15 protein-coding genes are annotated in these 23,348 nt (G+C 72.6%); 12 read left to right on the top strand and 3 right to left on the bottom strand.

The features are described 5' to 3' along the window. Positions 1–20: 20 nt before the first annotated feature. Positions 21–1,085, bottom strand: coding sequence for a serine hydrolase domain-containing protein (locus FHX80_RS18260; protein ID WP_145765141.1), 1,065 nt, complete (start codon positions 1,083–1,085; stop codon positions 21–23). A gap of 120 nt (positions 1,086–1,205) precedes the next feature. Between FHX80_RS18260 and FHX80_RS18265 the strand changes: the two genes are divergently transcribed. The 6 genes from FHX80_RS18265 to FHX80_RS18290 all read left to right on the top strand — a co-directional run bounded on the left by FHX80_RS18265 (position 1,206) and on the right by FHX80_RS18290 (position 13,724). Further along, on the top strand, positions 1,206–3,158 hold the full coding sequence (locus tag FHX80_RS18265; protein ID WP_145765142.1) for a serine/threonine-protein kinase: 1,953 nt from the start codon (positions 1,206–1,208) through the stop codon (positions 3,156–3,158). A gap of 179 nt (positions 3,159–3,337) precedes the next feature. Beyond that, entirely contained in the window at positions 3,338–6,154 is a 2,817-nt protein-coding gene (locus FHX80_RS18270; protein WP_145765143.1) for a protein kinase, read from the top strand. Positions 6,155–6,285: 131 nt separating this feature from the next. Further along, positions 6,286–7,950, top strand: a complete 1,665-nt coding sequence (locus FHX80_RS18275; RefSeq protein WP_145765144.1) for a serine/threonine-protein kinase — start codon at positions 6,286–6,288, stop codon at positions 7,948–7,950. A gap of 198 nt (positions 7,951–8,148) precedes the next feature. Continuing rightward, a complete protein-coding gene (locus FHX80_RS18280) occupies positions 8,149–9,777 on the top strand; it encodes a succinic semialdehyde dehydrogenase (RefSeq protein WP_145765145.1) in 1,629 nt (542 codons plus the stop codon). 48 nt (positions 9,778–9,825) lie between these two features. Then, a complete protein-coding gene (locus tag FHX80_RS18285; RefSeq protein WP_145765146.1) occupies positions 9,826–11,661 on the top strand; it encodes a GMC oxidoreductase in 1,836 nt (611 codons plus the stop codon). Positions 11,662–11,975: 314 nt separating this feature from the next. After that, on the top strand, positions 11,976–13,724 hold the full coding sequence (locus FHX80_RS18290) for a COG1361 family protein (RefSeq protein ID WP_145765147.1): 1,749 nt from the start codon (positions 11,976–11,978) through the stop codon (positions 13,722–13,724). 363 nt (positions 13,725–14,087) lie between these two features. Here the strand turns inward: FHX80_RS18290 and FHX80_RS18295 are convergent, their stop codons facing one another. Further along, positions 14,088–14,420, bottom strand: coding sequence for a chorismate mutase (locus FHX80_RS18295; protein ID WP_145765148.1), 333 nt, complete (start codon positions 14,418–14,420; stop codon positions 14,088–14,090). A gap of 384 nt (positions 14,421–14,804) precedes the next feature. Between FHX80_RS18295 and guaA the strand changes: the two genes are divergently transcribed. The 4 genes from guaA to FHX80_RS18315 all read left to right on the top strand — a co-directional run bounded on the left by guaA (position 14,805) and on the right by FHX80_RS18315 (position 19,653). Beyond that, positions 14,805–16,400, top strand: coding sequence for a glutamine-hydrolyzing GMP synthase (gene guaA, locus FHX80_RS18300; RefSeq protein WP_145765149.1), 1,596 nt, complete (start codon positions 14,805–14,807; stop codon positions 16,398–16,400). Between the two features lie 242 nt (positions 16,401–16,642). Further along, on the top strand, positions 16,643–17,413 hold the full coding sequence (locus FHX80_RS18305) for a class II aldolase/adducin family protein (protein ID WP_145765150.1): 771 nt from the start codon (positions 16,643–16,645) through the stop codon (positions 17,411–17,413). Positions 17,414–17,539: 126 nt separating this feature from the next. After that, positions 17,540–18,805 carry a hypothetical protein gene (locus tag FHX80_RS18310; protein WP_167523564.1) on the top strand — a complete coding sequence of 422 codons (1,266 nt, stop codon included), beginning with the start codon at positions 17,540–17,542 and terminating at the stop codon, positions 18,803–18,805. A 338-nt stretch (positions 18,806–19,143) separates the two neighbouring features. Further along, the gene (locus tag FHX80_RS18315; RefSeq protein ID WP_145765152.1) at positions 19,144–19,653 is read left to right on the top strand and encodes a DoxX family protein; all 510 of its coding nucleotides are present in this window, start codon (positions 19,144–19,146) and stop codon (positions 19,651–19,653) included. Positions 19,654–19,809: 156 nt separating this feature from the next. On the opposite strand, the gene FHX80_RS18325 is transcribed toward FHX80_RS18315, so the two are convergent. After that, positions 19,810–21,126, bottom strand: a complete 1,317-nt coding sequence (locus FHX80_RS18325; protein ID WP_145765154.1) for a PspC domain-containing protein — start codon at positions 21,124–21,126, stop codon at positions 19,810–19,812. 186 nt (positions 21,127–21,312) lie between these two features. On the opposite strand from FHX80_RS18325, the gene FHX80_RS18330 reads away from it, so the two are divergent. Together FHX80_RS18330 and FHX80_RS18335 are read left to right on the top strand one after the other, a co-directional pair. After that, positions 21,313–22,611, top strand: coding sequence for an ATP-binding protein (locus tag FHX80_RS18330; protein ID WP_145765155.1), 1,299 nt, complete (start codon positions 21,313–21,315; stop codon positions 22,609–22,611). After that, positions 22,595–23,299 carry a LuxR C-terminal-related transcriptional regulator gene (locus tag FHX80_RS18335; protein ID WP_145765156.1) on the top strand — a complete coding sequence of 235 codons (705 nt, stop codon included), beginning with the start codon at positions 22,595–22,597 and terminating at the stop codon, positions 23,297–23,299. Before FHX80_RS18330 ends, FHX80_RS18335 begins: the two co-directional genes overlap by 17 nt. Positions 23,300–23,348 lie beyond the last annotated feature (49 nt).

Raw genomic sequence — 23,348 nt, forward strand, 5'->3', positions numbered from 1 at the left:
GGCACGGCAGGGGAACCGGCTCAGTCCGGGCAGAACTCCGCTTCCAGGAGCACGGGTTCGAGCGACCCGGCATGGGGCAGGATGTCCGTGTCGATGCGGTACGTCAGGATGTGCCCGCCGTCACGGGTGGCGGCGGTACGGACGTAACTGCCCGCTATGCGGCCGTTGTGTCCCCAGACGGTCACCCCGCAGGAGAGCCGCTCCGGGTAGATCCCCAGGCCGTAGTGCCCTTGTGCCGCAGTGGTGTTCAGCAGCGCGGACAGCTGGGCGGGCGGGAGCAGCCGGCCGCCCAGCAGGGCCGCGTGGAAGCGGTTCAGATCGGCGAGGGTGGAGATCAGTTCACCCGCGGCGCCCGCGATGCGCGGGTCGAGGTCGGTGGCGTCGGTCAGGCGACCCGCGGCATCGCGTGAGTAGCCGCGGCCGTGCGGTGCGGGCAGGGTGGTGCGGGCTCCGGGCAGGGAGGTGCCGGTCAGGTGGAGAGGTCTGATGATGCGTCGCCTGATCTCGGTCGCGTAGTCGTGACCGGTGACACGTTGAACGACCAGGCCCAGGACGGCGTAATCCGTGTTGGAATAGGCGAATGTGCCGGGCCGGGTCGTCGGGCGGTGGCTCGTCGCCGCACGGACCGCGGCGGTGGCGGAGAGCGGATGCGCGGACGGGTCGTCGGTGTAGTCGTAGAGCCCGCTGGTGTGGCTGAGCAGGGCGCGCAGCGTGATGCGGCGGCCGTCGTTTCCGTGACCGCGGATCAGCCCGGGCAGGAACCGGTCGGCCGTGTCCGACAGCCGCAGCCTTCTTTCATGGGCGAGTTGGAGGACGACGGTGGCGACGAAGGTCTTGGTGATGCTGCCCGCCCGGAACCGGTCCGCGTACCGGATGCCGGGCCCCGTCGACCGGTACACGCCATGGCGGGCGGAGGCCGTGGCACGTACCAGGAGTGCCGCGGTGGGGGCCCCGCCCCGGACGACGAACCGCGGAAGGTAGGAGGCTGCGGGCGTGAGGTGTGGTTCGCTGGGCAGGCTGGCTGTTCCGAGGCCGAGCAGGCTCGTCACCAACAGGGTGGCGAGCAACGCCCTTGCGGTCGGCATGGCGGGGAGTCCCTTTCCTCCGGCCACATCATGGCGGACCCGGGCCCCGGCACCAGGACCGGTCCCGGGGTGAGGGACAATGAACGCTCTGCCAGGGCGGGTTGATCGCAGAGGGGACGCATGTCGGAGGCGGAGCAGGCACGGGAGCCCCAACGGGACAAGAACGGACGTCTCCTCGCGGGGCGGTACCGGCTCGGGGAGGTGCTCGGCCGGGGCGGTATGGGCACGGTCTGGCGTGCTGTCGACGAGACGCTGGGCCGCACGGTCGCGGTCAAGGAACTGCGGTTCCCGACAGCCATCGACGACGACGAGAAGCGCCGTCTCATCACGCGTACGCTGCGCGAGGCGAAGGCGATCGCCCGGATCCGCAACAACGGCGCGGTCACGGTCTACGACGTGGTCGACGAGGACGACCGGCCGTGGATCGTCATGGAACTCATCGAGGGCAAGTCGCTGGCCGAAGCGGTGCGCGAGGACGGTGTCCTGACGCCGAGACGGGCGGCCGAGGTCGGTCTGGCCATCCTCGACGTACTGCGTTCGGCGCACCGCGAGGGCATTCTGCACCGCGATGTGAAGCCGTCCAACGTGCTGATCGCCGAGGACGGCCGGGTCGTGCTGACCGACTTCGGGATCGCCCAGGTCGAGGGTGACCCGTCCGTCACCTCCACGGGCATGCTCGTCGGCGCCCCCTCGTACATCTCGCCGGAGCGGGCCCGCGGGCACAAGCCGGGCCCGCCGGCCGACCTGTGGTCGCTCGGCGGATTGCTGTACGCGAGCGTCGAGGGCTGCCCGCCGTACGACAAGGGCTCCGCGATCGCCACCCTGACCGCGGTGATGACCGAACCGCTCGACCCGCCGAAGAACGCGGGCCCGCTGGAGGAGGTCATCTACGGCCTGCTCGCCCGGGACCCCGAGCAGCGGCTCGACGACGCCGGGGCGCGCGCCCTGCTCAACGCGGTGATCGAGGCCCCCGAGAAGCCCGACGTCCCGGTACCGCCGCCGGCCGACGCCACTCAGGTGATGGCGCTGCCCGGGGTGTCCGCCGCCAAGCCGGCGTCGAAGTCCGGCGAACCGGGCGAGGGCACCCGCGACCGGCTGCGGGGCGCGCTGCGCTCGGCACGGAACGCGAAGGCGCCCGGCGCGGCGGCGGGCGTCGCCGCCGCACCGTCCGTGCCGGCGGCCCGGCCCGCCACGACGGCCACGGCCGCCTCCGGGGCCGTACCGCCGCCGCGTCAGGCCACCTCTGCGAGCACCCCGCCGAAGGCGTCCCTCACGGACGTGGTGCCGCGCCGCACCCTGGCGATCATCGCGGCCGTCATCGTGCTCGCCGTGCTCGGCACGGTCCTCGCGCTCACGATGGGCGGGGACGACAAGGGCACCGACAACGCGGGCAAGGGCAAGGACGACACGTCCGCCTCGGCCGGCCCGTCGGCGACCGGCGGCTCCGCCGGTACCGCGGGGACGGAACAGGGCGGCAGCGGCAAGGACCAGGGCAAGGGCCAGGACGGGAACGACGGCCAGGGCAAGGGCAAGGACGACTCCGGCAAGGGGTCGGACAACTCGGACGACGACGAAGACACGGACGCGGGCAAGGACACGGGCGCCAAGGACGCGCTGCCCGCCGGGTACAAGACGGTCACCGACAAGCGGTTCCACTTCACCATGGCGATGCCCGAGGGCTTCGAGCGCAACTCGATCGCCGGCAGCAACTCCGGCGGCATCTACAACATCGACAAGGGCTTCCCGCGCGTCCAGGTCGACTTCAACAGCTCGCCCGGCCAGGACGCGGCCGCCGCCTGGAACTCGCTGCGCGGCGCGGTGGCCGGCAGCAGCGACGGATACCGGCACCTGGGTATCAAGCCGGTCCAGTACAACGGATACCCGACCGTCGCCGACTGGCAGTTCGAACGCAACGAGAAGGGCCAGCGCAGCCGGATCCTGAACCGCGGCTTCAAGGTCGACGCCAAGCGCGGCTACTCGATCATGATCAGCTGCAAGGTCGACGAGTGGGACGGCAAGGCGTGCAAGACGCTGCGCGAGACGGCCTTCGACACGTTCGAGCCGCTCGACTGAGGGCCACCGGCGGACCGGGTTGCGCCGACCTTCGGCGCGGCCGCCGGTTGCCACGTATTGTGAAAGCTCGAAGACCGTACGCAGCCGAAACCACAAGTCAATTGCACGGCAAGTGAGCGCAATTGACGGGTTTCGTGCGGTGCGGGTGACCGGGGGACAGCGCGCTCTGGGGAGGCGGCGTGGACGACTACGCGGGTCGGGTACTTGCCGACCGCTACCGCCTTCCGCTGCCCCCGTCCGACGCGTACGAACTGGTCGAGACCCGGGCGTTTGACACCTATAGCGGACAGGAAGTCCTGGTCCGGCAGGTGCCGTTACCGGAGGTCGTGGACGCGGAGGTGCTCGACGCCGACGGCCTGCCCACACCGGCCCGGCGCACGAGCGGGCGCACGGTGCGGCGCTCCACCGATCCGGCGGTCCGGCGCGCCATCGAGGCCGCCCAGGCGGCGGCCCAGGTTCCCGACCACCCGCGGCTCGACCAGGTCTTCGACGTGTTCGCCGAGGCGGGATCGCTCTGGATCGTGAGCGAACTGGTCGCGGCCCGCCCGCTGGCGGCCCTGCTCGCGGAGCGCCCGCTCAATCCGTACCGGGCCGCGGAGATCGGCTCCGACGTCCTGACGGCGCTGCGCGTCCTGCACGCGCACGGCTGGACCCATCGCAACATCACCGTTCGCACGGTGCTCGTCTGCGACGACGGACGCGTCGTGCTGACCGGCCTGGCGGCCGGGGCGGCGGAAGAGGCCCTCTGCGGCTACGTGCCGGTGCCGCGCCAGGACGACGCCGAGGACGACGGGGAGTACGGCCGCCCCGCGGTGGAGTCGGGCCCCACCGGCCCGTACGTGCCGCCGACGGCCGGGCACGAGTCCGGTTCCGGCGATCCGTACGCGCTGCCGGCGGCCGGTCCGGGGCCGGAAGATCCGTACGCACCGCCGGCGGCCGGGTCCGGGTCCGCCGGTCCGCACGAGCCGCCCACCTCGCACGCGCCCTTCCGGCCGCCCGCGCAGTCGCCGCCCGCCGAGGTGCCCGGTTCCCGCGGCCCCGCCGCGATCGAGCCGGCGTCGTCCGCGGACGACGGTGAGCAGCCGTACGGCCCCGGCGAGCTGGAATCCGTCCGCCGCCCGTCACCGCCCGCCCTCCCCGCCCCCGAGCCAAGCAGCGCCGCGCAGGCGCGTGCCACCCGTGCGGGCGCCATCGCCGCGTACCGGGCGGGGGCCCGCGCCGCCGCCCGCATCAGCGAGGAGGAGCGCCGGGCCGGTACGGACGAGGCACGGGACACCGGCACCCTGCCGGTCCAGCGCGAAGGCGGCGGCCTGCTGCCGCCCGTCGGCTGGGGCAGCACGCCCGACGCACAGCACCCCTACGACTACGACGACGAGGACGACGACCCGTACGACGACGAGGACGGTGACAGCGACGGCGGCGGGCAGGCTCCGCCCCGGCGGCTGCATCTGACCGGCTCCTGGGACGACGGCCCCGGCCACGGGCGCCCGGTCCCCGCCGGCGGCTCCAGCGAGGACGCCCTGCGCGCCGACTCCCGCCGACAGGGCGCCACCCCGGCCGTCCGCCCGCAGCCCCCCGCGGACGACCGGGAGACCGCCCCGGGCCGCTGGGACGAGATCGTCGCCGGGAACCGCGACACCTCCGCCTACCGGGGCCCCGCCACGCCCCTCGCCGCCGAGCGCGCGCGGCAGGCCCGGATCGCCGTCGTCGGCGCCGTCACCGAGCGCTGGGCGCCCGAGCAGGCCGGACCGGTCCACGAGAACTGGCAGCTGGCACCGCCCATCGGCCCCTCCACCGACCTCTGGGCACTGGGCGCCCTGCTCTACCGCGCCGTCCAGGGCCACGCCCCGTACCCGGAGGAGAACGCCGCCGAGCTCGTCCAGATGGTCTGCGGCGAGCCGCCCGCCTTCGCCGAGGAGTGCGGCGCGCTGCGGCCCGTCGTCGAGTCGCTGCTGCGGCAGGACCCCACCGAGCGACCGGACTTCGAGGAGCTGCGCGGCTGGCTGCGCTCCCTCGTACGGGCGGCGCCCGAGCCCGAGGCCGGTCTCGACGTCGTGCCGCTGCCGTCCGCCGACGACACCCGGCTGCCCGTCGTGCGCCGCCGCGGCGAGCTCGTCCGCAAGCGCCGCGGCCGCCGGAACGGCCCGGCGCACGGCCGCCACCGCCACGCCAAGGGGCGGCTGGAGGCTGCGGAGCCGGTACTCGAGGAACCGCGCGAGCGTAGAGCCGTCAAGCCGCCGCGCGAGCCCAAGGGCCCCAAGGCGCTGCGCACCCCGCCCCGCCCGCGGCAGGACGGGCAGCGCGCGCCGCGACGGCTCGGCCGGCTGCTGCTCGTCCTGATACTGCTGGTCCTGGTCGCGGCGATCACGTACGCCGTGGCGTTCATGCCCAGGTCCGGTTCGCAGCCCGGTGCGGGCGCCGGCCCGTCCCGTACGGCGTCCGAGGCGCCCGATGCCGGATCCGGCACCCCCTCCGGCGGATCGTCACCGTCCCGGTCCGGCAGCGCGAAGAAGCCGCAGACCAGCCGCTCCGCCGTCGCACTCGCGCCCGGCTACGTCCTGCGCAAGGACGCCGAGGGCTTCGAGGTCGGGGTGCCCGAGGGCTGGCAGCGCAGCCCCGCCAACACCGACCGTCAGATCCACTACGGCAGCGACGGCTTCACCCTGCTGATCGTCCCCGGCCGCGACACCGTCAAGGCCAACGGCGCCGACCCGCTGGGCTACCAGCGGGACAAGGAACCCGAGTTGAAGCCGTTCCGGGACTCCAGCTGGTCGTCGGCGAGCGGACTGCGCCGGATCGACGTCGGCCGACAGGCCATGGCGGAAGGCCAGTTCACCTGGCAGGACGGATCGGGGCGGGAAGTGTACGTACGCAACCTCGCGATGGTCGTCGAGGGCCGCTACCACATCCTTCAGGTCATCGGTCCGGAGAGCCAGCGCGACAAGGTGTCGGACATCTACCAACAGGCCATCGCCTCCTACCGTGTGACGCCCTGACACATGACGGGTCCGCAGAGCGACCGCCGGAAGCGACAAGCATCACAGTGCGATCTCGTGGGCGGTGCGAGGTTCCGTGGCCGTGCGTCCTCTCCGTAACCTGTCATCCGAAGGAAACGGGGCGGGGAGACGTGGATCGATCACAGGGCACGGACGCGGGACTGGTACTGGCCGGGCGATATCGGCTCGGTGAAGTCCTCGGGCGCGGCGGCATGGGCAAGGTCTGGCGGGCACATGACGAGGTGTTGCACCGCACCGTCGCCGTCAAGGAGCTGACCGCCGGGCTGTACGTCGCCGAGGCGGACCGGGTGGTGCTGCACGCCCGCACCCAGAAGGAGGCCCGCGCCGCCGCCCGCATCACGCACCCCGGCGTGGTCACCGTCCATGACGTCATCGAGTACGACAACCGGCCGTGGATCGTCATGCAGTACGTCGACGGTCCCTCACTCGCCGACGCGATCAAGGAATCCGGCGAGGTGGAGCCGCGCGAGGCCGCCCGGATCGGCCTCCATGTGCTGGGCGCGCTGCGCGCCGCGCACGGTGCCGGGGTGCTGCACCGCGATGTGAAGCCGGGCAACGTCCTGCTCGCCCGGGACGGCCGGGTACTGCTCACCGACTTCGGGATAGCGGCGATAGAGGGCGACTCGACCATCACCAGGACCGGTGAACTGGTCGGCTCCATCGACTATCTGGCGCCCGAGCGGGTACGCGGCAGCGACCCGGGTCCCGCATCCGACCTGTGGTCGCTGGGGGCCACGCTGTACGCGGCGGTCGAGGGCAGCTCGCCGTTCCGCCGCACCTCCCCGATATCCACCATGCAGGCCGTCGTCGCCGAGGAACCGCCGCCGCCGACCCGGGCCGGGGCGCTCGGCCCCGTCATCACCGCGCTCCTCCGCAAGGAACCGGACGGCAGGCCGTCGGCCGGGGAGACGGAACGGATGCTGCTGGAGGCCATGGAGGGGCGCCAGCCCCGCGCGGCCCAGGCGTACGTCCCGACGCAGCGGGTCCCGGAGGAGGTCCTGCACGCGCTGGGTTCCGGCGGCACGACCCAGCTGCCCTACCCCGGAGCCGCCCCGGCTCCCGGGTCCGCACCGGTGACCCGGCGCAGCCGGGGCCGTTGGCGCACCGCGGTCCTCGTCGTCGCCCTGGCGGCGCTCGTCGGCGGCGGCGCGGGGATCGCCGCGATGGAGTACCGGGACGGTCCGGGCAGCGGCACCGCGAGCGGCGGCCCCGAAACCCCCGGCACCCGGTCGCAGGATCCGGCCCCCCACAAGTCCTCGCCGAAGTCCTCACCGGAATCCTCGCCGGACTCCTCGCTCAAGACCGACCCGGCGGTGAAGGGCGTGCCGGCCGGCTGGCAGCGGGTCGACGACCCGGACGGGTTCAGCCTCCTCGTACCGGACGGCTGGAAGCGTCGGAAGAACGGCACGAACGTCGACTACAGCCCGGACAACGGCAGCCACTACCTGCGCGTCAGCATCGATCACCAGCCCGACTTCGAGAGCTCGTACCTGCACATGAAGGACATGGAGTCGAGCCTCCAGAAGCGGCTGCCGGACTACCGGAGGCTGGCCCTGCAGGAAAACTTCTACCGTGACCACCCCGGATCGCTCCTGGAGTTCACCTGGACGGAGAAGGACGGGCCGCGGCACGCCGTCGACCAGATGTACTACGCCGACGACAGCGGTCCAGAGTACGCGCTGTACATGACGGGTCCGGCGGCGGACTGGGACACCACCCGGGACCGGTTCGACACCATGCTGCGCGGCTGGCGAGCCCCGGGGGACACCGACTGACGTCGGGAACCGCCGGCGGCCGCACCGGCGCGGTGTTCACGGCACTCGTCCCGCGGCGAGATAGCCCCTGATCAGGGCTTACGTAGCCAGTAGCCACTGGCTCGATCGACGAGTGCTCGCGCAGGGGTGCGGCAGCGACTGCGAAAAGCTGTTACCCACGGGTATCCAAAGTATCCGGCTGGACGTACTCTCGCCCTCATGACGGACTCGCAGGCCTCCACGCCCACATCCGCCGCCGGTACCGGCACCAACCCGGTGGCCGCCGCGCCCGCGGGTGTGCGTACGGCCGCCGATGTCGTGACCCCCGAGGTGATCGCCCGGCTGACCCGCGGCGTCGTCGGCTCCGGCCGTACGGCCAACCACACCCCCTTCACCGGGGAGAAGCTGGCCGACCTGCCCGAGTCCACCCCCGAGGACGTGGCGGCCGCCTTCGAGCGGGCCCGGGCCGCCCAGCCGGCCTGGGCCGCGACGCCCGTCCGGGCCAGGGCCGCCGTGCTGCTGCGCTTCCACGACCTCGTGCTCGGCCGCCAGTCCGAGGTCCTCGACCTCATCCAGCTGGAGACCGGCAAGGCCCGTCTGCACGCCCACGAGGAGGTGCAGGCGGTCGCCGTCGCTGCCCGGCACTACGGCCGCAGGGCCGGTTCGTATCTGAGGCCGAAGCGGCACACCGGTGTCGTACCGGCCCTCACCAAGGTCACCGAGCTGCGCCAGCCGCGCGGCGTCATCGGCCAGATCGCGCCGTGGAACTACCCGTTCGAGCTGTCGGTCGGCGACGCCCTGCCCGCGTTCGTCTCCGGCAACGCGGTGGTGATGAAGCCCGACACGGAGACCGCGCTGACCGCGCTGTGGGCCCGTGACCTGCTGATCGAGGCGGGACTGCCCGCCGAGGTGTTCCAGGTCGTGCTCGGTGACGGACCCGTCGTCGGCCCCGAGGTCGTCAAGCACGCCGACTACGTCTCGTTCACCGGTTCCACCCGTACCGGCCGCGAGGTCGCCCAGGGTGCCGCGGCCCGGCTCGTCGGGGTCTCGCTGGAGCTCGGCGGCAAGAACGCCATGCTGGTCCTGAAGGACGCCGACGTGGAGAAGGCCGCCGAGGGCGCCGTCCGCGCCTGCTTCTCCTCCGCCGGTCAGCTCTGCATCTCCATCGAGCGGCTGTACGTCCACGAGTCGGTCGCCGACGCCTTCGTGGAGCGGTTCGCCGCCCGTACGAAGGCCATGCGGCTCGGCAACTCCCTCGCCTACGGGGCCGACATGGGCTCGCTGGTGGGCGAGCGCCAGCTGGAGACCGTCAGCCGGCATGTCGCGGAGGCCGTCGAGAAGGGCGCCAAGCTCGTCGCGGGCGGGGTCGCCCGCCCCGACGTCGGCCCGCTCTTCTACGAGCCGACCATCCTCGACGGCGTCGAGGCGCCGATGGCCGTCTGCGTCGAGGAGACCTTCGGACCGGTCGTCTCCGTCTACCGCTTCAGCGACGAGGACGAGGTCATCGGCCTCGCCAACGCCACCCCGTACGGCCTCAACTCAAGTGTCTGGACCAAGGACGGCAGGCGCGGCCACCGGGTCGCCGCCCGGCTGCGGACCGGCACGGTCAACATCAACGAGGGCTACGCACCCGCGTACGGCAGCGTGCAGTCCCCGATGGGCGGCATGAAGGACTCCGGTCTCGGCCGCCGGCACGGCTCCGAGGGCATCCTCAAGTACACCGAGGCCCAGACCGTCGCCCAGCAGCGGCTCATCCCGCTGGCCCCGTCCTTCGGGATGGACGACGAGAAGTACGCGGCGTTCATGAGCCGCAGCCTGAGGGCGATGAAGGCGTTCCGCCTGCGCTGACCCCCGTGCCACCGCAGCATCTCTGTCCTTTTCGTACCGAGGAGAGCCATGTCCCAGGACAGCCCTGCCCAGAACCAGGCCGGACCGGCCGGTGCGGCCGATGACGACGACGCGTACGACTATGACGTACTGGTCGTCGGTTCGGGCTTCGGCGGCGCGGTGTCGGCCCTGCGGCTGACCGAGAAGGGGTACCGGGTCGGCGTCCTGGAGGCGGGCCGGCGCTTCACTCCCGGCACCCTGCCCAAGAACTCCTGGGACCTGAAGAACTACCTCTGGGCCCCCGCCCTCGGCCTCTTCGGCATCCAGCGGGTGCATCTGCTCGGGAACGTGATGGTGCTGGCCGGTGCGGGGGTCGGCGGCGGCTCGCTGAACTACGCCAACACGCTGTACGTGCCCCCTGCGCCGTTCTTCGAGGACCGGCAGTGGGCGCACATCACCGACTGGCAGGACGAGCTGAAGCCGTACTACGACCAGGCCAAGCGGATGCTCGGGGTCCGGCTCAACCCGACGACGACCCCCTCGGACGTCCATCTGAAGGCGGCCGCCGAGGCCATGGGCGTCGGCGACACCTTCCATCTCGCCCCGGTCGGCGTCTTCTTCGGCGACGGCTCGGACGCCGACGGAACGGCGCGGGCGAAGCCCGGAGGCACGGTCGCCGACCCGTACTTCGGCGGCGCGGGCCCCGCCCGCAAGGCCTGCACGGAGTGCGGCGAATGCATGACGGGCTGCCGGCACGGCGCGAAGAACACCCTCAACGAGAACTACCTCCACCTCGCCGAGAAGGCCGGAGCGGTCATCCACCCGATGACCTCCGTCGTCGCGGTCACGGACGACCCGGAGGGCGGCTACCACGTCACCACCGTCCCGACCGGCCGCCGGAGGAAGGGCGGGCCGACGCGGCTGCGCGCCCGCGAGGTGGTCGTGGCGGCGGGCACGTACGGCACCCAGACGCTGCTGCACACGATGAAGGACCGGGGGCTGCTGCCCCGGATCTCGTCCCGGCTGGGCGAACTGACCCGGACCAACTCCGAAGGGCTCGTGGGAGCGCAGACCTCCGACCGGCGCTACCGCAGGAAGCACGGCACCGCGAAGGCCGACTTCACCCGGGGTGTCGCCATCACCTCGTCGATCCACCCCGACGAGAACACCCACATCGAGCCGGTCCGCTACGGCAAGGGCTCCAACGCGATGGGTGCGATGACCATCCTCCAGGTCCCGTACAGCACCCGCCGGGTGCTGGGCTGGCTCGGCAACATGGCCAGGCACCCGGCGCTCGCCGTACGCTCGCTCTCCAACCGCCGCTGGTCGGAACGGACCATCATCGGGCTCGTCATGCAGTCGCTGGACAACTCCCTGACCGCGTACCGCAAGCCCAGCGGCATCGGGAAGGGCCTGCTCACCGCCCGGCAGGGCCACGGCGCGCCCAACCCGACCCAGATAGCCGAGGCGACCCGGAGCGCGACGCTGCTCGCCGAGGAGATCAACGGTTTCGCGGGCTCCAACATCGGCGAGCTGATGGGCACCCCGCTCACCGCGCACTTCCTCGGCGGCTGCCCGATCGGGGCGAGCGCGCAGGAGGGGGTCATCGACGCGTACCACCGGCTGTACGGGCACCCGGGCATCTCGGTGGTCGACGGTTCGGCGGTCTCCGCCAACCTCGGCGTCAACCCGTCGCTGACGATCACCGCGCAGGCCGAGCGGGCCATGTCGTTCTGGCCGAACAAGGGCGAGTCGGATCCCCGCCCAGCGCCGGGCGGGGCGTACGAGCGGCTGGCGGCGGTCGAGCCGCAGGCACCGGCCGTTCCGCGGGAGGCGTTCGGCGCGCTGAGGCTGCCGTTCCTGGGGATGCCCGCGGTGCCGCCGAAGAAGGACGAGCAGGCCTGACCTCGTCCGGGCCACCGGCGGTCACCTGCGAAAAGGACAGCAGAAGGGGCTGCACCCCCCTCCGAGTGCAGCCCCTCACGCTCTACCGGTGAAGCCGAGTTACGGATGCGACCGGTGGTTCCGCATACATGACCTGCAAGACATCCCGATGGTTGTCCCGGGCTTCACCACATCCTTGTGTGATGCCGATCACGTTTCCCCTGTGCTCAATCCGTGACCTGTACCCGCGCAACTGTTCGTACGGTCCCGGGGTCGAACTCGTATCGCTGCCGGAGCAGCCGCACGGTTTCAACCGACCCCAGAAGGTCCACGCGATGAGAAACACGACCCCGAGAGCCGCTCTGCGCCGCGCCGCGGGCAGCCTCGCCGCAGTCGGCCTGCTGGCCGCCGGATCGCTCGCCCCTGCCGCCACGGCCCACGCGGCCGGTACTGCCGTACTGCACTTCGGCGGCCCCGCCGAGACCGCCCTGCACCCGTACCCGGCGAGCGGAGCGCCGCAGCGGACCTCCGTCGCGATCACCATCGACAACCCGTACCCGGACGTGGGCTTCGAGGGCGAGTACACCGTGACCTTCGACCTCAGCGGGATCGCGGGCGTCGCCGACGCGGTCTTCGGCAAGCAGGGCGCAGCCGACTGCGCGATCACCGGCACCACCGGCGTCTGCCACGGCGAGGGCCTCTCACCCGGCACGAACCCGCTGCCCGAACTCCGCGTCACCGCCGCCCAGGGCAGCGAGGACGGGGACTGGGGCACCATCCGGATCACCGGTGCGGCGGACGGCGAGACCTTCGAACCGTTCTCCACCCGGATCGGTGTCGGCGGCCCCGACCTGGTCATGAAGCAGTCCCCGCTGAAGACGGAACTCAAGCCGGGCGAGACCCAGCCGGTCCCGCTCGTCTTCTCCAACAACGGCACCCGCGCCGCCGACGGGATACTGCTCACCCTCATGTACACGCACGGCATCGAGTTCACCGAGCGGTACCAGAACTGCGAGTACAAGGGGGGCGACGCCACCCGGGGCGTCCCCGTCTGGACCACCGCGCTCTGTTCGGTCAAGGGCAGTTTCGAGGCGGGCGCCACCTACGAGCTCGCCGAACCGCTGACGCTCCGGGCCACCGGGCGCGCCTACCGCGACAGCTTCGTCTACCGGGTCGACGAGGGCGGCTCCGGGGCGTTCGACGCCCAGCGGGCCGGGGCGCGGTTCGCCCCGGGCGCCAAGGGGAACGTGCTGAGCCTCAAGGAGCTCCCCACCGCCCGGTCCGCGGATCTCAACCCGCGCGACAACCAGCAGGAGGCCGACTTCAGCACCGCGAACACCGCCGACTTCGTGGCCGACGGCGATACGGCGCGGGGCGTGCGGGGCGGCAGGGCCGAGGCCAATATCGGCTTCCACAACGAGGGACCGGCCTGGATCGCCCACCTGCGCTCGGGCGAGTCCGTAGCCACCCTCGACTTCACCGTCCCCGAGGGCGCCTCGGTCGTCGAGTGGCCCGACAACTGCCGGGGCGTGACGGCCGACGGGCGGTACCGCAAGGAGCAGTCCGGCGCACCGCGCTACCTGTGCGAGGCGGCGACGGCCTTCGGGGAGGACCAGTACCTGGCGCTGCACTTCGACATGAAGATCGCCAAGGTCGTCGTGGGGGCCTCCGGCGCGGTCGTCGTCCGTAGCGCGCGGCTGAATGACCCGCTGCTGCCGTTCGACCCGAAGCGGAAGAACAACACCGCGTCCTTCGTCCTGAACGCCGACGACCCGGGGGACTCCGCGACCGGAGGCGCGGGAGCCACCGCATCGGGTTCCACCGACGGCTCGACCACCACGGGCGGCACGGCGGGCGGCTCGGCGGGCGGCTCCACCGGCGACGGCGGTGCCACTTCGGGTGGCGCGGGCGCGACGGGCTCCACGGGCTCGACCGGTTCGGCTTCCGGGACGGGCGGCACGGGGGGCGGTCTTGCGGCCACCGGCTCCACCGCGCTGCCGGCCGCCACCGCGGCGGCGGCCGCGCTGCTGGCGGGCGGTGTGCTGTACGTGACGACCCGGCGGCGCGCCGTCCGGCAGCGGTAGCGGGGCCCGGCGCAACACAAGGGCCCGTGGACCGTCGGAACCCGAGCGGGTTTCCGGTCCACGGGCCCTTGAGTACGGCCGCCCCGGGCGTCCCCGGAGGCGGCCGTTTTCGGGTGACCGGGCTGCTGTCCCCTGCCGACCGGTCACGCACGCCGGTGCGCGGTCCCACGGCGTACGTGCAGTACGCCACACGCCCCGGCGGAGCCACGCGTGGTTTCTTTCCACAGCCGCCCCTGGTTGGCACGGACACCAGGATCAACGAAGCCGTGCCGGGCCCGGTCACGCGCCGTACGGGTGAGAGTGCGCCCGAACTGGGATACGCCCCGTCAGCCGGGCCGTGGGGGCCGTCCCGCCCGCACCGCGTCACACGCGGCCGCGGCACAGCTCCAGCAGGGTCATCGCGAGGGAGGTGCCGGGCCTGCCGAGCGCGTCCCGGTACTGGCCGAGGATCTCCATCTCCCGGGAGAGGTTCACCCGGCGGCCCCCGGAGGTGATCCGGGCCTCCTGGATGACCGAGGAGACGGCCATCCGTTCCTGGACGAGACCGATGATCCGGTCGTCCAGGGCGTCGATGCGCGACCGGGCGTCGCCGATCAGGGACGCGGCCTCCTCGGTGTGCGCGCCGGTCTGCTCGGTGGCGGTGCGGGCGGTGGCGGTGCGGGCGGCGGCGGGCCGGTCGGTCGCGGTGCTGCTCATGCTGGGTCTCCCGGTGGGGTGCGGCTCCCCGGGGGCCGGCCGGCCCGGAACGCCAGAACGCCCCGGGCCTGTCGGCCCGGGGCGCCTGGAACGTTGCTTGTCAGTTGCTCAAGCAGCACGACCATGGCAGCCGGCGGGCCGGTTGCCATAGGTAAAGACGAAGGTCGTGTGCTGACGCATGGGGACAGTATGGACCGGGCGGCGGGCGGGAGCCAACGCACGGCCCGGATGCTGAGACGGCCGTACGCCCGGGCCCCTGCGCCCCGTACCCCCGCACCTGGGGCCTCCGCGCCCTCACCCCCTGTCCGGCGCGACGAGGGCCGCCCCCGGCCGCCGGTAGAATTGGGAGGACCGACCCCCTCCCCACCGCCGGAAGGCCGCCCCGTGCCAGCAGCACCCCCCGCCGCCCCCGACACCGCCACCGACGTGGTCCTCGTTGTCGACTTCGGCGCGCAGTACGCCCAGCTCATCGCCCGCCGCGTCCGTGAGGCCCGGGTCTACAGCGAGATCGTGCCCTCCACGATGCCGGTGGCCGAGATGCTGGCCAAGAACCCCCGGGCGATCATCCTGTCCGGCGGCCCCTCCTCGGTGTACGCCGACGGCGCGCCTTCCCTCGACCGCGCGCTTTTCGAGGCCGGGGTCCCCGTCTTCGGCATGTGCTACGGCTTCCAGCTGATGGCCACCACGCTCGGCGGCACCGTCGACGACAACGGTGCCCGTGAGTACGGCCGTACCGCGCTCGCCGTCTCCAAGACCGGCTCGACCCTCTTCGAGGGCACCCCGGCCGAGCAGTCGGTGTGGATGTCGCACGGCGACGCCTGCTCCGCCGCCCCCGAGGGCTTCACCGTCACCGCGTCCACCGACGTCGTGCCGGTCGCCGCCTTCGAGAACGACGAGAAGAAGCTCTACGGCGTCCAGTACCACCCGGAGGTCCTGCACTCCACGCACGGCCAGCAGGTGCTGGAGCACTTCCTGTACCGCGGCGCCGGCATCGAGCCGAACTGGACGACCACCAACGTCGTCGAGGAGCAGATCGCCCTGATCCGCGAGCAGGTCGGCACCAAGCGCGCCATCTGCGGACTCTCCGGCGGGGTGGACTCGGCGGTCGCCGCGGCCCTCGTGCAGAAGGCCATCGGCTCCCAGCTGACCTGCGTCTACGTCGACCACGGGCTGATGCGCAAGGGCGAGACGGAGCAGGTCGAGAAGGACTTCGTGGCCGCCACCGGCGTCCAGCTGAAGGTGGTCGACGCCGAGGAGCGCTTCCTGAACGCGCTGGCCGGGGTATCCGACCCGGAGCAGAAGCGGAAGATCATCGGCCGCGAGTTCATCCGCGTCTTCGAGCAGGCGCAGGCCGATCTCGTCGCCGAGGCGGGCGCGGCCGGCGAGGACGTCGCCTTCCTGGTCCAGGGCACGCTCTACCCGGACGTCGTCGAGTCCGGCGGCGGCACCGGCACCGCCAACATCAAGTCCCACCACAACGTGGGCGGGCTCCCCGACGACATCGAGTTCCAGCTCGTCGAGCCGCTGCGCCAGCTGTTCAAGGACGAGGTCCGGATGGTCGGCCAGGAGCTCGGCCTGCCCGAGGAGATCGTCCAGCGCCAGCCCTTCCCCGGCCCCGGCCTCGGTATCCGCATCGTCGGCGAGGTCACCAGGGAGCGGCTCGACCTGCTGCGCGAGGCCGACGCCATCGCCCGCGAGGAGCTGACCGCGGCCGGCCTGGACCGTGACATCTGGCAGTGCCCGGTGGTCCTGCTCGCGGACGTCCGCAGCGTCGGTGTCCAGGGTGACGGCCGCACCTACGGCCACCCGATCGTGCTGCGCCCGGTCTCCTCCGAGGACGCCATGACGGCGGACTGGTCCCGGCTGCCGTACGAGACCCTCGCCAAGATCTCCACCCGCATCACCAACGAGGTCGCGGACGTCAACCGCGTGGTCCTCGACGTGACGAGCAAGCCGCCGGGCACCATCGAGTGGGAGTAGGAGCGACCGGTACCCGGGAGCGGCGTCCCCCGGGTACCGGTGGCTTCCCCGCCCGACCGCGCCCGGCCCGTGCCGGTACCGATGCCGCCGCCCGTTCCCACGGTCGGCGGCATCGCCGTTCCCCCGCCCCGAATCGATGCCCCCTGCCTCTGGTCACCTGTGGCAACCGACGGTAACTTCCGGCCCGTACGCCTGATCCCGCACGCCCGATCCCGTACGCCCGGGAGCCCCGAGGAGCCGTCATGCCCGAGCCCACACCCATACCCGTGGAGCAACTGCGCTTCGCGATGCCGCCCGTGCACGCCTCCGCCGACGACGAGCGCGCGTACCGCAAGGAACGCCTGGCCGGGGCGCTGCGGCTGTTCGGGGAGTACGGGTACGAGGACGGCGTCTCCGGGCACATCACGGCGCGCGACCCGGAATTCCCCGACTGCTACTGGGCCAACCCCTTCGGCGCCCCCTTCGAGGGGCTGCGGCCGGACGAGCTGATCCTGGTCAACGGGGAGGGCCAGGTCGTCGAGGGACACCACCACGTCAACCAGGCGGCGTTCGCCGTCCACGCCCAGGTGCACCGGGCCCGCCCGGACGTCGTCGCCGTCGCGCACACCCACTCCGTGCACGGCCGGGCGCTGGCCTCGCTGGGGGAGCTCATCGAGCCGATCACCCAGGAGTCCTGCGCCTTCTACGAGGACCACGCCCTCTACGACGCGTACACGGGGGTCGTCGTGGACGAGGACGAGGGGCGCCGGGTCGCGGCCGCGCTCGGCGCCCGCAAGGCGGTCATCCTGCGCAACCACGGGCTGCTGACCGTGGGCGACTCGGTGGACGCGGCGGCCTGGTGGTTCCTCACGATGGAGCGGTCCTGCCAGGTGCAGCTGGCCGCGCGGGCGGCCGGGAAGCCGGTGCTGATCGAGCACCGGGACGCGGTCACCACCCGGGAACAGCTCGGCAGCGACCTGGTCGCCTGGATCAACTACCAGCCGCAGTGGCGGCGCATCGCTCGAACGTTCTGACGATCCCGCCCGCCCGATCCGCCCCGATGCGGGAGAAGCCCCTCCGGTACGGCACAATTCGCAGCAATCACAGCTGAGTTGCATCGGGTCGCAGCTGTACCGGGGCGGGAAAGGGCGGCGTTCTCCGTGGCGTTGGACGAGGCACGACAAGGCACGCACGGCGGTGGCTGTACGTGCGGCGACTGCCCGCACGGAGCGCGCGAGGGACACCGGCGCGCGGTGGCCGCCTTCCTGGCCAAGCGGGACGAACTCGCCGCAGGTCAGGGCCTGCCCGCCGGGGTCGCCCGGTCCGCCTCCGCGACCCGGCAGTGGGTCTCGGACGAGCTGACCCAGTCCGCGCGCACCGTCGCCGACCGGGGCAGGGAAGCGGGCGACGCCTGGCTCTACCGGGTGTGGCAGCGCACCCTGGTCATCGTGTGGGGCGCCGTCGCCGTACTGGCCATCGCGGAGGCCGCCACCGCGATCGGGGCGGGCTGGACCCACGCCCGTACCGCGGGCCTGGTCGCCGGACTCGTCACCGCGGGGCTGCTGACCACGGCCGCCCACGTCCACCGGGCGCGCGGCGGCCTCCTCGCCCCGCTGATCGGCGAGGACAACCGGCTGTCCACCTCCCGCGCGGTCGCCGCGTCCTGGGTGCTCCTCGCGGTCTTCTCCGTGCTCGTCCTCGCACTCCAGCTGGCGGGTGCCTCCGGCCACGCACAGCGCGACGCGCTGATCGAGGGCCTGGACCTGGCGCGCGGCGCCGGAGTGGTGACCGTCCTGGCGCTGGTGTGCGCCATCGCCGTGGTGGTACGGCGGGTGGTGAGCGTACGGGTGCTGTCCGGGCGGATCCAGAAGCTGCGGGCCGACCGCCCGCGCGCCGCCGATCTGCTGACCGACGACTCCGGGCGGGGCGGCTTCACCGATGTGCAGTACGTGCTGGTGAGCACCGTCGCCGTGCTCTTCGCCGCGGTCCGGCTGGCCCGGCGGCCCGAGCAGCTGCCCGATCTGCCCTGGGGGCTGGCCCTGCTGGTGGCCGTCTCCGCGGCGGCCTACTTCGCCGGGAAGTACACCGAGTCCGGCCGGCCGGTGGTGCTGTCGGTGGTCAGGGCCCGGGAGGCAGGCGATCTGGACGCCCCGATCCGTACCGGCGACGACATCGAGATCCGCGGCGCGGGTTTCGTCCCGCCCGGGGCCGGGGCCCCCGACCGGCTGGCCCGGATGGTCGTCCGGATCGGCACGGTCCACGTCCATGTTCCGCTGATCCCGGTCCCGGGCGGCTTCGCCAACCCGACCGACACCGTGCTGACCGTGCCGGTGCCGGTGGAGGTGGAGCCCGGGGCGGTCGAGGTGCAGGTCGTCACGGCGGCGGGGACGGAGTCGAACCGGGTCGAGATCGACGTGACCGACTGAGTCCTTCCGGGGGACGGGATCTGACCGTCCGACACCTTCCGCGGGCATCCGGTGAGCAGCATCCTTCCCGCATACGTAACGGCCTGGTGCACGATAGTGAGCGGGCTCCCGGCGTCATGCGACTCCGCCTCCGGCGTTGTCGTCGGTCAACGACGCTCCGCGTCGATTCCCTCCTCCGCCTTGGATTCGAAGCCGCATGACGCCGCTCGCTGATCCGCTCCCCATCGCGCACCAGGCCGTAAGGTCTGGTGACGGGTCGAACGGTCCGGCGAGGGTCGAATGGCCCTGTGGGCGGAGCCCGGCAGTCTGCCGGCGGGGCTACGGAAGGCGGGACAACCATGCAGGGGTACGGCACGAACGGGCGAGGTCTGGGCGAGGCCAGGACCCTCGGGGAACTGGCGCGGGAGCACGCCCTGCTGCCGCTGCGGATCTTCCTCGGGATCACCTTCGTCTACGCCGGGCTCGACAAGCTGACCGACAGCGCCTTCTTCCGCACCACCGGCGCCGGTTCCATCGGCGAGACGATGAACGCGGTCCGGGACTCCTCCGCGATCCCGGCTCTCGTCGACCTCGCGCTCAAGAGCCCGTCCGGCTTCGGACACGCCATCGCGATCGGCGAGATCGCCGTCGGGATCGGCACGCTCCTCGGCCTGTGGAGCAGGATCGCCGCGCTCGGCGGTGCGCTGATCTCGCTGAGCCTGTGGCTGACCGTCAGCTGGCAGATCGAGCCGTACTACTTCGGCAACGACCTGGCCTATCTCATGGCCTGGCTGCCGCTGCTGCTCGCCGGGGCCCCGTCCTTCTCCCTGGACGCCCTTCGCGCCTCGCGGCGGCGCCGGATCCGGTAGGCCACCCAGGTGGTCAGGACAGCCGCCCAGAGGCCGCCGGTGAACAGCGCGACGAAGAACGCCGGCGGGGCGTCCCAGAGGCCCGCCGCGTCCGCCGCGTAACCGGCCGCCAGGGCCAGCATCACCAGGCCCGCCACGGCCCGCCCGGGCCGGATCTCATGACGCAGCACGGGCGACCTCCACCTGTCCGAAATCAACTTCCAGATCGAGCTCGACCGTGCCGGCCCGCTTGCTGCCCGCGGCGGGCGGGAGTGTCCGGTGTTCGTTCTGCGAGGCCCGGATGTCCACATCGACCCTGTTCCGGCCGTCGAGCAGCGTGATGGCGCCGAGTCCGGACCGTGCGTGCACCTTCACGGTGACCGCCCGCGGCACGTGCACCAGGACCCGGCCCGCCCGTGCCTCCACCCGGGTCCTGACGGTGTCGCCCTCGGGGACGGCGACCCGGGTGAGGTCCAGCTCCGCCACCCCGGTGCGGACCGCGTAACGCGGCTGCACGGCGGCGACCGAGGCCGGCCGCCACTCCTCGTGCACCCAGCGCGTGGGGATGTCCTTGGGCAGGGCGGACGCACCCGCCAGCAGGCCCGCCGTGATCACCGCCAGCAGCACCGTGCCGAAGCCGGTCCGGCCGAAGAAGGCGCTGACCAGCATCCCGGCCCCGAACACCGCGAGCGCGGCGGCCAGGCCGATCTGCAGACTCGTACCGAGCGGCTGCGAGTTCCAGCTCAGCCCCGTGCCCAGAGCGGCCGCCAGCACCGCGTTCACGAAGACGGCGCCGCCGATGGAGTGCGGCCCCCAGGTCTCCTTCTCCCGCGACCGCCGGGGCGCCCGGAACGGGGCATCGGGCGTCGGCCCGGACGCCCGGCCGCCGTCCATCACCGTGTCCGAGGGACCCCACAGATAGCCGGGGCCCACCGGCCCGGACGTTCCGTCCTTGACGATCGGGTCCCGCCACCAGGACGGGCTGCCCGGCCGCGGCGGCGCCTTCACCTCGGGCGGCGCGTCCGACACCGCCTGCGCGGCCGCCGGATGCAGCGGGCCCTGCGGGGCGGCCGTCCTGCGGTGCTGCGTCCAGACGGAGAAGCCGATCACCGCGAGGGACAGCATCGCGGCGAACGCCACCGTGCCGCCGTTGCCCAGCATCGACAGGAACAGACCGCAGCCGATCAGCGCGAGCAGCACCGCGATCAGCGACGCACCCTCGACCCGGCCCGACAGCAGCCGGCGCGCCTCGTTCTCGTCCTCGCCCTCCAGCGGGACCAGCAGCCACGCGAAGCCGTAGAAGATCAGCCCGAGACCGCCGGTCACGGAGAGCACACCGAGCACGATCCGGAAGATCACCGGATCGACATCGCAGTACCGGCCGAGGCCGCCGCACACCCCGGCCACCACCTTCTGCCGCGAGCTGCGCCGCAGCTGTGGGGCCGGCCCGGGGGGCGGCACGACGCCGGGCGGCGCATCCTGGGGAACGGTCATGGCTCCATGGTGACGGGCGCCGGGCCCGTCCGGCACCCACCCCGACCCTGGCCGATCCCTGATATTGGCCCGCCGGACCCTGAAGGGACGCTTCCGCGCCCCGGCCCACCGGACCGGACGCTCTCAGGGTCGAAGTGGGGGCCGACCCTGATGCCACCACCCGCACACACGTGTGACCATCGGGTCATGCCAGCCGCCACCACCCGAGCCGCCAGCTCCCTCAACCCCGACCCGGAGGAGCCGCCGCAGCGCAAGCTGTACCGCAGCGCGGACGGACGGCTGCTCGGCGGCGTCGCACGCGGACTCGCCGGACACCTCGGACTGCCGGTCGCCTGGGTACGGTTCGTCTTCCTCGGACTGTTCTTCGCGGACGGCCTCGGCGCGCTCCTGTACGCCGTGTTCTGGATCGTCGTCCCGCTCGGCGTCGGCGGTGTGGACAGCCCGCGGTCCGTCTTCGAGACCGCCCCCGACGGCAGACGCCGGCTCCGCAAACCGGACCGCGGCCAGGTCTTCGCCCTCGTCGCGCTGCTCATCGGCGCCGTGATCTTCGTCGGCAACGTCGACATGGGCAGCAAGGCCGACCGCTACATCTGGCCCACGCTGCTGATCGGCGCCGGGTCCGTCCTGGTGTGGCGGCAGGCCGACAACGCCCGCCGCGCCCGCTGGATGGAGGTCGGCAGCCGCCGCCGGGTCCTGCACCTGGCCCGGGGGCTCGCCGGAGTCGCCCTGGTCGGCCTCGGCCTCGCGGGCTTCATGGTGGTACGCGGCTCCGCCGCCCAGCTCGGCAACGTCCTCACCGCGGCCATCGCGGTGCTCACCGGCATCGCGCTGCTGGCCGGGCCCTATCTCGTACGGATGACCCAGGACCTCTCCGAGGAACGCCTGATGCGCATCAGGGCCCAGGAACGCGCCGAGGTCGCCGCCCATGTGCACGACTCCGTCCTGCACACCCTCACCCTGATCCAGCGCAACGCGGAGGACCCCGGCGAGGTGCGCCGGCTGGCCCGCGCCCAGGAACGCGAACTGCGCAACTGGCTCTACAACCCCGAGGGCACCGGCAAGGACGAGGACGACGAACCCGAGACCCTGGCCGAGGCCGTCAAACGCGCCGCCGCCGAGGTCGAGGACAAGCACGGCGTCCCGCTGGAGGTCGTCGTCGTCGGCGACTGCCCGCTCGACGAGAAGCTGACCGCACAGATGCAGGCAGCACGTGAAGCCATGGTCAACGCCGCCAAGTACGGTGGCGAGGGCGGCGCCGTGCAGGTCTACGCGGAGGTCGAGGGCCGCACGGTCTTCGTCTCGGTCCGCGACCGGGGCCCCGGATTCGATCTGGACTCCGTACCGGGGGACAGAATGGGCGTACGAGAATCAATCATCGGCCGGATGCAGCGCAACGGCGGTACCGCACGGCTGCGTTCGGTGCCCGGCGGGGGCACGGAAGTCGAGCTGGAGATGGAGAGGACGAGCGATGAACGGGACCACTGAGGCGACCGGGAGCCACGAGGGCCCGGAGCGCCGGGTACGAGTCGTGCTCGTCGACGACCACCGGATGTTCCGCACCGGCGTACAGGCCGAGATCGGCCGCACCGAGGAGACCGGGGTCGAGGTCATCGGCGAGGCCGCCGACGTCGACCAGGCGGTCACCGTCATCACGGCGACCCGCCCCGAGGTCGTCCTCCTGGACGTCCACCTCCCGGGCGGCGGCGGCGTCGAGGTGCTGCGCCGCTGCGCCCCGTTCATGGGCGCGGTGGAGAACCCGGTCCGCTTCCTGGCGCTGTCCGTGTCGGACGCCGCCGAGGACGTCATCGGAGTCATCCGCGGCGGCGCCCGCGGCTATGTCACCAAGACCATCACCGGCGCCGACCTGGTCGACTCGGTCTTCCGGGTCCAGGACGGCGACGCGGTGTTCTCGCCCCGGCTGGCCGGATTCGTCCTCGACGCCTTCGCCTCGACGGACGCGCCGCCGGTCGACGAGGACCTCGACCGGCTGACCCAGCGCGAGCGCGAGGTGCTGCGGCTGATCGCCCGCGGCTACGCGTACAAGGAGATCGCCAAGCAGCTGTTCATCTCGGTGAAGACGGTCGAGTCGCACGTCTCTGCGGTGCTGCGCAAGCTCCAGCTGTCCAACCGGCACGAGCTGACGCGGTGGGCGACGGCCCGGCGGCTGGTCTGACCGTCCGGTAGGCGCGTACCCGGATCGCGCCGACCCGCCCGTGTGCGAC

Origin of the sequence: Streptomyces brevispora (genome assembly GCF_007829885.1) — a bacterium.
Lineage (GTDB): Bacteria > Actinomycetota > Actinomycetes > Streptomycetales > Streptomycetaceae > Streptomyces > Streptomyces brevispora.

Excerpts from the sequence above, each read along its gene's own strand:
- FHX80_RS18260 (WP_145765141.1), bottom strand. The coding sequence starts at position 1,085 with ATGCCGACCGCAAGGGCGTTGCTCGCCACCCTGTTGGTGACGAGCCTG.
- FHX80_RS18265 (WP_145765142.1), top strand. The coding sequence starts at position 1,206 with ATGTCGGAGGCGGAGCAGGCACGGGAGCCCCAACGGGACAAGAACGGA.
- FHX80_RS18280 (WP_145765145.1), top strand. The coding sequence starts at position 8,149 with ATGACGGACTCGCAGGCCTCCACGCCCACATCCGCCGCCGGTACCGGC.
- FHX80_RS18285 (WP_145765146.1), top strand. The coding sequence starts at position 9,826 with ATGTCCCAGGACAGCCCTGCCCAGAACCAGGCCGGACCGGCCGGTGCG.
- FHX80_RS18290 (WP_145765147.1), top strand. The coding sequence starts at position 11,976 with ATGAGAAACACGACCCCGAGAGCCGCTCTGCGCCGCGCCGCGGGCAGC.
- FHX80_RS18295 (WP_145765148.1), bottom strand. The coding sequence starts at position 14,420 with ATGAGCAGCACCGCGACCGACCGGCCCGCCGCCGCCCGCACCGCCACC.
- FHX80_RS18305 (WP_145765150.1), top strand. The coding sequence starts at position 16,643 with ATGCCCGAGCCCACACCCATACCCGTGGAGCAACTGCGCTTCGCGATG.
- FHX80_RS18315 (WP_145765152.1), top strand. The coding sequence starts at position 19,144 with ATGCAGGGGTACGGCACGAACGGGCGAGGTCTGGGCGAGGCCAGGACC.
- FHX80_RS18325 (WP_145765154.1), bottom strand. The coding sequence starts at position 21,126 with ATGACCGTTCCCCAGGATGCGCCGCCCGGCGTCGTGCCGCCCCCCGGG.
- FHX80_RS18330 (WP_145765155.1), top strand. The coding sequence starts at position 21,313 with ATGCCAGCCGCCACCACCCGAGCCGCCAGCTCCCTCAACCCCGACCCG.
- FHX80_RS18335 (WP_145765156.1), top strand. The coding sequence starts at position 22,595 with ATGAACGGGACCACTGAGGCGACCGGGAGCCACGAGGGCCCGGAGCGC.